We start from the raw sequence: 9,650 nt of genomic DNA, 5'->3' as shown, positions 1-9,650 counted from the left end.
AATGCCATAAAACAGCGCATCGCCCTTGAGCGAAGACAGATCAGGGAACAGTTGAGACCAGATCAGGGTGTTGAGGTCATCGCCGAAATTTCCGCCATCAATTTGACAATACTTGAGTACCACTTTTACTTGGGGATTTATGAGGTCTTAAATTGACGCGCACCATGTATTCGAGTTGAATTTTTTCAGTGCTTGACGCGACTTTAGACGGAGCGACCTTTCAATTTGCTTAAAAAGCAACGCAAAAATTTTCTTGATCCAATGTCCTCTCTGTGGGCTACTGCTTGCAATTTTTTGCAACCACTTGCGCAACTTTTGCTATCGGCTTGTCAGCCGGATGACTTCGGTCCACGTTGTTGTTATCAGTCAATCTGTATTGACTGGTAATAAACTTAAATTCGGACCACCCCGAGGACTCTCAATCATGAAATGCAAACTGCTCGTAACCTCTCTGTTGGCCGCCATTGCCATTCCGGTCCTGGCGCAGACTACTGCGCCTGCTGATCCTGGTCGGCCGGATAACGGTCAAATTCGCCGCGAACAACGTGACATCAACCAAGATCGACGAGACATCGGTCGAGATCAACGTGATTTGAATCAAGAACGTCGTGAGCGCAATTTCGATCAACGCAAAGAAGATCAGGCTGTCAAACGTGGTGACACGAAGGATGCGCAAAAATGGGAAGGCCGCCGCGAGCAGGAACAGCGCGAGATCAGCAAGGAAAAACGTGACATCGCAAATGACCGATCTGATATGCGTAAGGATCGCAAGGAAAGGACACAGGGCATGCGTCGACGCGATCACTAAAAAGGACTGGGCGCTGTGATGGGAACGGATCCTTGAAGTACGGCGCCCAATCCCCATTAAGACAAAGGCTTTGACGTCATTGGCCAAAATTAGAGTGGTACCTGCACTACGACTGGCATCCGTGCTGTTGGCGGTCGTGTGTGCGGGCTGTACTGCGCCCCTTGGTTCGGGTATTCCTGCGACTACGCTCTCCAGTGCAGATGCGTACACGCTAGCCAATCGCATCACTTGGGGTGCAACACCCAGCACCGTGGAGCGTTTACGTGCCATGGGCATCAATGCGTATTTGGCAGCACAGTTACACCCGGGCAATGTAGGCGATCTGCCTGCTGATATACAAGCTCAAATCGATGGCATGACTAGCCTCCAGCGTCCGTTAGTGGAACTGGTTCGGGACATGGATCAGCGCCGCAAGGATGCAGAGGCCAAGGCGAACGACGACGAAAAGAAGATGGCGCAGCAGGCCTACCAGACGGAAATGAACCTTCTGGCCCGCGATGCGGCTACGCGCCATTTGCTGCGTGCGCTTTATTCCCCCTATCAGGTGCAGGAAGAAATGACCTGGTTCTGGCTTAATCATTTCAACGTGCACCAAGGCAAGAGCAACCTGCGCGCTATGGTGGGCAACTACGAAGAAACTGCCATTCGCCCGTACGCGCTGGGCAAGTTCAGAGATTTACTTGGGGCTGTAGTGCAACACCCCGCCATGCTGCGCTATCTGGATAACGAGCAAAACGCAGTGGGCCACATCAATGAGAACTTTGCCCGTGAGTTGATGGAACTGCACACCCTAGGCGTGGACGCCGGCTACACCCAGCAAGACGTACAAGAACTGGCACGCGTTTTGACGGGTGTGGGCATCAACCTGGGCTCAGCCAATCCAGGGCAACGCAAGGAGTTGCAAAGTCACTACGTGCGCCGAGGGTTATTTGAATTCAACCCCGCGCGCCATGATTTTGGTGCCAAACATCTGTTGGGGCAGCCCATTCTCAGCAGAGGTTTGGGTGAATTGGATGAGGCCTTGGACCGTCTGGCGCGCAGCCCATCTACCGCTCGATTCGTCAGCAAAAAGCTGGCCACTTACTGGTTAACCGATGAACCGCCGAAGCGACTGCTGCAAGCCATGGCACAAACATTTGAGCGCAGCGATGGTGACATCGCTAGCACCTTAGCGGTGTTATTCATGTCACCTGAATTTTCCATATCCGAGCAGCAAAAATTCAAGGATCCTGTGCGTTTTGTGGTGTCCGCGGTGCGTTTGGCCTATGACGAAAAACCGGTACTCAATGTGGGCCCAATGCTGAACTGGATAAACCGCATGGGTGAGCCTTTGTACGGACGAGCCACGCCGGATGGCTATGCGCTGCAATCCTCGGCATGGAGCAGTCCTGGGCAATTGACCACGCGCTTTGAGGTGGCCAAGGCTATTGGTTCGGGAAATGCGGGCCTGTTCCGCTCCGCGGGTCCTCAACCACAGGAGCGTCCGGCCTTTCCTCAACTGGCTAATGCGTTGTACTACCAATCCATCATCAAGACTTTGAGACCCGCCACCCGCCAGGCCCTGGAACAGGCAGCCTCGCCGCAGGAATGGAACACCTTCTTGCTATCGTCGCCCGAAATGATGAGCCGATAACGGCTGTCCAACGAAAAGCCCGCCATGCAACGTCGTAACGCATTGAGCGCAATAGCCGGTTTGGCTACACTGCCCCTTACTGGGATGACCCGGCTACTGGCAGCGCCCAGAATCCGATCACGCTTTTTGGTGGTGTTCCTGCGAGGTGGATATGACGCTTGCAGCCTGCTGGTTCCGGTGTCCAGCAGTTTTTACTACGCATCGCGCCCCGATATTGCAATAGGGCGACCATCATCAGAACTGACATCCGCATTGCCCCTGACGGCGGATTGGGGTCTGCACCCAGCGCTGCGCGACTCACTCTTCCCGTACTACGGAAACGGGGAGTTAGCCTTTGTTCCCTTCGCTGGAACCCACGATCTGTCACGTAGCCACTTTGAAACGCAAGACAGTATGGAAATGGGTCAAGCACTGGAGGGTCACAAGGACTATGGCTCCGGATTTCTGAACCGGCTGGCGGGCGTTTTGACCGGCTGCAATCCGATAGCCTTTACTGACCAATTGCCGCTTGCATTTCAAGGCAGCACGAAGGTACCTAACACCGCACTGCGCTCACTGGCAAAACCCTCTGTTGATGCCCGACAGAGTAGCATCATTGCCTCTATGTACCAGGGCACCCCCATGAGCACCCAGGTGACCGAAGGCTTTGGTGTGCGGGATGAAGTGCTCCGAGAAATGTCAGCAGAGATGGATTCCGCCAATCGCAACGCCATCAATGCCAAAGGCTTTGAGCTGGAAGCGCGGCGAATCGCCAAGCTGATGAATGACAATTACAACTTGGGCTTTGTCGACGTAGGTGGCTGGGACACCCATGTGAACCAGGGTGCGGCCAACGGCTATCTGGCCAATCGCCTAGGGGAGTTGGGCGTCGGGCTAGCCGCCTTTGCGCAAGAGATGGGTTCGGCATGGCGGGATACCACTGTCGTGGTAATGAGTGAATTCGGCCGCACTGTCCGCCAAAACGGCAACCGTGGCACCGACCATGGGCATGGATCGGTATTCTGGGTCATGGGCGGCAGTGTACGAGGAAGCCAAGTCGCGGGGGAGCAAGTTCGGGTGGAACAAGCGACTCTGTTTCAAAACCGCGATTTTCCTGTACTCAACGAATACCGGGCAGTTCTGGGAGGGCTGCTCCAGCGGCAGTACGGACTGAACGCCACCCAAATCGACAGTGTCTTCCCTGGCGCCAAGTCTCGTGACCTCCGTCTGCTGTAGGCCTAGAAAGTCAGAAGAGGGTGAACAACTTGGGAAATCTGCGCCATAAGCTAAGCCGATTGGTGGCCACCGCGCTTTCTGCGTTGAAGGAGTTCCCTGACCATGTGGCCAATCCACCGAACAGATGGGTGACCGTCTGCTATCGAGAAAATTCCTGAGCGGCTGCTCCTGGCCGGAACTGTTAGTCCCGCTGCGTATCCCAAAGCAGACTACCACTGCCGAGCACCGGCGATTTCCAAGGCTCAGTAAATCGTGGCATTTCTGCCACGCTCAGGCGCATCCTATGTGGCCCTCAACTCGATGGGAGACCATCATGGAAGTAGTAGGAAACACCACGCATCGTGATCCGTGGAACAAGGGCAAGATCGTCGGGCAGAAGGCGCCCTTCAAACTCAAGGACATCTGGGCGCTTCGAGTCCGCCTTCAGATGGAGGGACGCATACGAGAGCTGGCGCTCTTCAATCTGGGTATCGATAGAAAGCTGCGCGGATGCGACCTGGTCGCGCTCACAGTCCGCGACGTCTGCCATGGCGACCAAGTGGCGCCCCGCGCCACTGTCATGCAGCACAAGACACAGCGGCCGGTTCAGTTTGAGATTACGGCAGCGACCCGAGATGCCTTGCTGGCCTGGATCAGGCTCGCTGGTTTGAAATCGGAAGACTTCCTTTTTCCCAGCCGCCTTCACGAGTCGCCCCATCTCGGCACTCGCCAGTACGCGCGGATTCTTGGGCATTGGGTGGACGAACTGGGACTTGATCGCGCCGACTACGGGACGCATTCGATGCGCAGGACCAAAGCCACGCTGATCTACAGGCGAACCAAGAATCTGCGGGCCGTGCAGCTACTTCTTGGGCACTCCAAGCTGGAGTCCACGGTGAGATACCTGGGCATCGAGGTCGATGACGCCCTCGAAATCTCCGAGCAAACAGAGATTTGAGGAGGAAAGCGGTGTCCGCCCAGGGTTCAAGCGGCGGCGGACACCTTCACCTCAGGCTATAAAGTGCACTGTTGAACTGACACTCCCGGCCAGGAGCGGTCGTTCGTTGAGTTGGCTGCATAGCCGACACCGGCTGCCTTGTTATTCGGTTGTACTCTCCGCAGAATGCGGCGATGAATGCAATTTTTCTACAGCCTCGTTAGGCATCACCATGCACATACTCCGCAATCTCGCCTTCTTGTTCTTCGCCGCGCTTTCATCGAGCCTCTGTTTCGCGCAGGAGAGCGTTCTCATCCCCTGCGACGGCGCTCCTCCAGATGCAGTCTTGAAACTGCCCGCGCCTCTTGATCGCTGGGGCCAAATTTACTGCACTAAGTTCGGCCACTCGCTTGCGGCGAAGGAGCATTGGGTCTGGTCGTTTCCAGGTGCGTTTGCGCCAGTTCATTTGCCCGCGCAGATGGTGCGAAGCCAGCCCAAGGAGGTTGGGCACGCCGCATATTTCAAAGCCGTTGAACTCGTCCCGCTTTCCGGGTCCGACGCAGATGATGCAGCCGCAAAGCTAACGAAAGCGCTGGGTGCAAAGCCTGACAGTGCGATTGCGAATGCATACCGCCTTACGCTTACCAACCAAGCTGAGCAAAAGCACGTCGTCCTCTTTGTCCAGACCGTTGGCGAAGTCAAAGACGGAAAGAGTTTCTGGTCGCTTTGGTGCGACGCTGAGTGCAATGGAGGCATGCCTTTCATGCTACTGAACTACGAAGGAATGAAGCGGTGATGCCTAACCCTGCGGTCAACACGGACCTTTCGCGAAAAGCTGCGCGGGTCCGGTGAATTCAAATGTTGAACGGCCGCTTTCGCACCACCCGTACGTCCGATTAGGGTCGCGTTCCGCAGGCTAGTCAATGGGAAGCGGGCATTGGGGCTTTGGACAATTGAAACGTAACGAGAACAGGCAACACTCGGCCACAACCGGCCGTTCAAGAGTTTTCCCGTAAGCGGACGTTTGATCCCTTAATTGGGGGATAGCTCGAATGCCTACGCTGAGCTAGACCGACCATAGGCATGCGGTTCATCAAAGCCGATGAAACGCGGCTAGGGAAGGTCTTCAAAACCCCCGCTGCAGCGTGAGTTGCCAGCGCTTAGATCCACTTGTGATGCAGCAGCCACATTTTCACGCCTTGCGTCAGTAGCACGTAGCAGAAGAGCGTCAGCGCAAGAATCGGCCAGTACATCAGCGGCAAGGTAGAAAAACCGAAATAGTGCCCCAGTGGTGACAGTGGCAACGCGATCCCGATGAACACGATAGACAGAGTTATCAGCGTCACAGGCCAGGATGCCCGGCTCTGGAGAAACGGGATCTTGTTTGTCCGGATGACGTGAATGATGAGCGTCTGGGTCAGAAGGCTTTCGACAAACCAGCCAGTCTGGAACAGACTGGCACTGAGAGCTGCAGCTTGCGGCGTCGATGTGTCCCAGCAGTTGAACACGTACAGCATCACGAGATAGGTCGTGTAGTCAAAGATTGAGGAGCAGGGTCCGATAAAAACAACGAACCGGGTGAGTAACCCGAGATCCCACGGGCGTGGCAGTGCAATTGACTCGACGTCTACCTCATCCGTTGGGATGGCAGTCTGGCTGATGTCGTAGAGCAGGTTGTTGACCAGGATCTGCAGCGGCAGTATCGGCAGAAATGGCACAAAGACGCTGGCCCCCAGCACGCTAAACATATTACCGAAGTTGCTCGACCCGCCCATGCGAACGTATTTCACGATGTTCGCAAAAACTTTGCGGCCTTCCATCACACCTTCGTCGAGTACGAGCAATGATTTTTGCAAGAGAATGATGTCAGCAGATTCCTTGGCAATGTCCACTGCGCAGTCCACACTGATGCCAACATCGGCGCTATGTAGCGCGGGTGCATCATTGATGCCGTCGCCCAGGAACCCGACAGTATGTCCTTTGGATTGCAGCGCCTTTATGATCCTTTGCTTATGCGCCGGTGAGACACGCGCAAACAGCGTGGTTCTCCAGGCGGCATCCGCGAGTTCCGCGTCGCTCATCTTCTCGACCTCGTCTCCCAGGAGAACGAACTCGGTTGATAGTCCAACTTCGGTGCAGATCTTGCGGGCCACCAAGTCGTTATCACCCGTTATGACCTTGACCGCCAAGCCATGTTCTTCCAGCGCCTTGATCGCGGCGCGGGCGGAGTCTTTGGGCGGGTCAAGAAAGGCTACGTAGCCGCGCAAGATCAACTCGCACTCATCGGCCTTGCTGTAGGGAGTTGCGTCGCCCGGAACAACCCGGCGTGGATCAACGTCTTTGGTGGCGATGGCCAGCACGCGGAAGCCATCTGCGCTCAGCCGTTCATACTCTTTCTTCAGGTCCTCGACGTGTTGGTGATCCATCGGAAGAAGCGTGCCATCAAGGTCAAAGCTCACACACCTCGGGAAAATCGCCTCCGGAGCACCTTTGGAAATGATGCAGTCCCGGCCTTCGGGCGTACGCACCACCACCGACATGATGCGACGCTGGAAATCGAAGGGGATCTCGTCGACCTTGGCGTGTTCGGGAATGTTGGCCTGCGCATGGGTCTCGGCGTGGGCGAGCACAGCCCGATCTAGAACACTCTTTAGACCCGTCTGGAAGTGGCTGTTAAGGTACGCGAGCGCCAGGACATCCTCATCCTCACGCAGAGTCACATTGCAGTGGCGTTCCAGGATGACGTGATCCATCGTCAGCGTTCCGGTCTTGTCGGTGCAAAGCACATCCATTGCCCCCAGATTCTGGATCGCCTCAATCCGCTTGACGATCACTTTCTTGCGCCCCATGGCGACGGCGCCCTTGGACAGGCAGACCGTGACGATCATCGGCAACATCTCCGGGGTCAAACCGACCGCGACGGCAAGGGCAAAGAAGAAGGCCTGGCCCCAATTGCCCTTAGTCAGGCCATTAATGGCAAACACGAGCGGCACCATGACCAATATAAAGCGCAGCATCAGCCAAGTGAAACGGGCAATGCCCTTGTCAAAGGCGGTTTCCGGGTGCGGCTCCTGAATGGATTCGGCCATGCTGCCCAGGTAGGTGTCCTTGCCCGTCGCAACGACGACAGCGCAGGCCGAGCCACTCTCGACGCTGGTGCCCAGGAAGGCAATGCTCGTCAGTTCGACCGGCGTGGTTGCAGCAACCGTGGTGTTCTTTTCAACTTCATGTTTCTCGACCGGGAAGCTCTCGCCAGTAAGGGCTCCCTGGATGACAAACAGATCCTTGGCCTGTACGATGCGCACATCAGCGGGGATCATGTCACCTGCGGCCAGCCGGACGACATCGCCTGGAACGAGATGTGCAATGGCAATCTCCTGCGACACGCCGTTGCGAACCACCGTGGCCGTCACGGAAATCATGGCCCGGAGTTTGGCGGCGGCGTCGTTGGCCTTAACTTCCTGGAACAGCCTCAGTCCGACGCTCAGAGCAATCATGAAGAGCATCAGAAAGGCAGCTCTGAAATCACCGGTCACACCCGAAATGGTTGCGAGCACGGCCAACAGGATCACGAGGGGATTACTTAACGCGTGCCCGAGTAGTCGCACAAACTTGGGCCGCTGGTCCTTCGTGAGCACGTTCGGACCGTACCGGGCCATTCGTGATTTGACCTCGTGAGTTGTCAGCCCCTCTGGACGCGTCTCCAGATGCGTATAGACGGACGACGCGTCCATCACCGCCGTCTCCACCAAGATGGGTGACGCATGAATCGCTAGCCGTTTGGCGCGACTGGCCGCATGCCAGCTTTTGGGCAAGATGGCGGTCGAGACTTTAGCCATGCAACGACCTCGCAAGCAGGATCAACGGGAATCCTGGTGACCCAAAATCATGGAAACCCAGGAGCTCGCGTCGTATGTTGCTATAGACGACATGCATAGAATGTATTTCATCGTCGCCAATTTGCGGTAGCCGATGAGGCGGGAAACGGTCGATTTACGGACAACCTTACCTCTTAGTCGACTGTCTGGCTTCTTCGCCAACCCATCGGTCTATCAACCATAGTGCCCTCTGCGATGAATTTGCTTGACGATGTTGCGGCGCACAAATTAGAATCGCGTGTTTTCAACTTTTGGGGTTTCTTGTGGGTAATGGTTCCAGTGACAGTTGTTGGTTGAGTATCGGCTCAGCTGCCTGACAGGCCCCACGGACATCTATTCCGCAGCGGCCATGCCGGCCGCTCGCTTCTAAATCCGGACTTTCTCCGGAAATTCCTCGACAGTATCTGTTCCTCTGCATGCAGCCAAGCCGTTGGCCGGCCTGGCTGTTGCCTGGGTGAATCACGAACTCGCAGTCTCTCCCTACTCACAACAGGAAGAATGAACATGCGGTTTTTCAAAAAGTTTGTATTGCTGTCGGCGCTTGTGCCCTTCTGCGCTTGGGCGGCTGATAGCACCACTGACTCGTTTCTGCGTCTGCCTGAGGGTGACTCACCTTGGCGCATCCATGGAGATGCCAACCTGATCAGCCAGTTCCACGACAGCTTTCCGAGCCGGTACGAGAACACCCCGGACCAGGGCGGCAACAGCTTTCAGTCAGGGCTGGAGCGTTCACAGACGACGATGCTGGGTTTGAACATTGGCTATCGGGTTTCTCCTGCCACCGAGTTCTGGTACCGGGCCGAGGCCATCCGCGGCGTTGCATTGAGCAGTGCTGGTGGCTTGGCTGGTTTGACCAATAGCGATTTGCAGCGTGTCATCCAGAAAGATTTCATGTACTACACAGCTCAGGCTTACGTGCGTCATCGCATTGACCTGGGTGGTGAGTCTACGAACCTCGATGAGGGTGGCATGCAGTTCGCCCAGGCAGCCCGTGGCCGACGCTTTACGCTGACCGTGGGCAAGCAGGACCTGCTGGGTATCTACGACTACAACAGCTACGCCCACAAGGGGCCGAACGGCTTTCTCAATTGGGCTCTGATGACCAGCAGTGCGTTCGACTTTGCTGCCGACGCCCGCGGCTACACCTTCGGTGTAACGGGTGATCTGACCTGGGATGACTACAGCGTGCGCTTTGGCCGC

General features: G+C 56.1%; 6 protein-coding genes and 1 pseudogene. 6 read left to right on the top strand and 1 reads right to left on the bottom strand.

Annotated elements, in window-relative coordinates; genetic code table 11:
- Window positions 1–424 precede the first annotated feature (424 nt).
- The 5 genes from CDE01S_RS18595 to CDE01S_RS17425 all read left to right on the top strand — a co-directional run bounded on the left by CDE01S_RS18595 (window position 425) and on the right by CDE01S_RS17425 (window position 5,368).
- A complete protein-coding gene (locus CDE01S_RS18595; protein WP_157077186.1) occupies window positions 425–808 on the top strand; it encodes a hypothetical protein in 384 nt (127 codons plus the stop codon).
- A 94-nt stretch (window positions 809–902) separates the two neighbouring features.
- On the top strand, window positions 903–2,441 hold the full coding sequence (locus CDE01S_RS17440) for a DUF1800 domain-containing protein (RefSeq protein ID WP_157077187.1): 1,539 nt from the start codon (window positions 903–905) through the stop codon (window positions 2,439–2,441).
- A 24-nt stretch (window positions 2,442–2,465) separates the two neighbouring features.
- The gene (locus tag CDE01S_RS17435) at window positions 2,466–3,656 is read left to right on the top strand and encodes a DUF1501 domain-containing protein (RefSeq protein WP_066710666.1); all 1,191 of its coding nucleotides are present in this window, start codon (window positions 2,466–2,468) and stop codon (window positions 3,654–3,656) included.
- 313 nt (window positions 3,657–3,969) lie between these two features.
- Window positions 3,970–4,593 (top strand): tyrosine-type recombinase/integrase, encoded by a 624-nt coding sequence (locus CDE01S_RS17430; RefSeq protein ID WP_066710676.1) that lies wholly within the window; start codon window positions 3,970–3,972, stop codon window positions 4,591–4,593.
- A 211-nt stretch (window positions 4,594–4,804) separates the two neighbouring features.
- Window positions 4,805–5,368 carry a hypothetical protein gene (locus CDE01S_RS17425; protein WP_066710664.1) on the top strand — a complete coding sequence of 188 codons (564 nt, stop codon included), beginning with the start codon at window positions 4,805–4,807 and terminating at the stop codon, window positions 5,366–5,368.
- 364 nt (window positions 5,369–5,732) lie between these two features.
- Here CDE01S_RS17425 and mgtA read toward each other — a convergent pair whose 3' ends face one another.
- Complete coding sequence (gene mgtA, locus CDE01S_RS17420) at window positions 5,733–8,411, bottom strand: magnesium-translocating P-type ATPase (RefSeq protein ID WP_084382975.1); 2,679 nt, start codon at window positions 8,409–8,411, stop codon at window positions 5,733–5,735.
- 537 nt (window positions 8,412–8,948) lie between these two features.
- On the opposite strand from mgtA, the pseudogene CDE01S_RS17415 reads away from it, so the two are divergent.
- Window positions 8,949–9,650, top strand: a pseudogene (locus CDE01S_RS17415) (hypothetical protein); the annotation flags it as partial.

It is taken from the genome of Curvibacter delicatus NBRC 14919 (assembly GCF_001592265.1).
GTDB lineage: Bacteria > Pseudomonadota > Gammaproteobacteria > Burkholderiales > Burkholderiaceae_C > Hylemonella > Hylemonella delicata.
The sequence above is the reverse complement of the archived record's forward strand: the minus strand, read 5'-3'. Positions and strand labels throughout refer to the sequence as shown.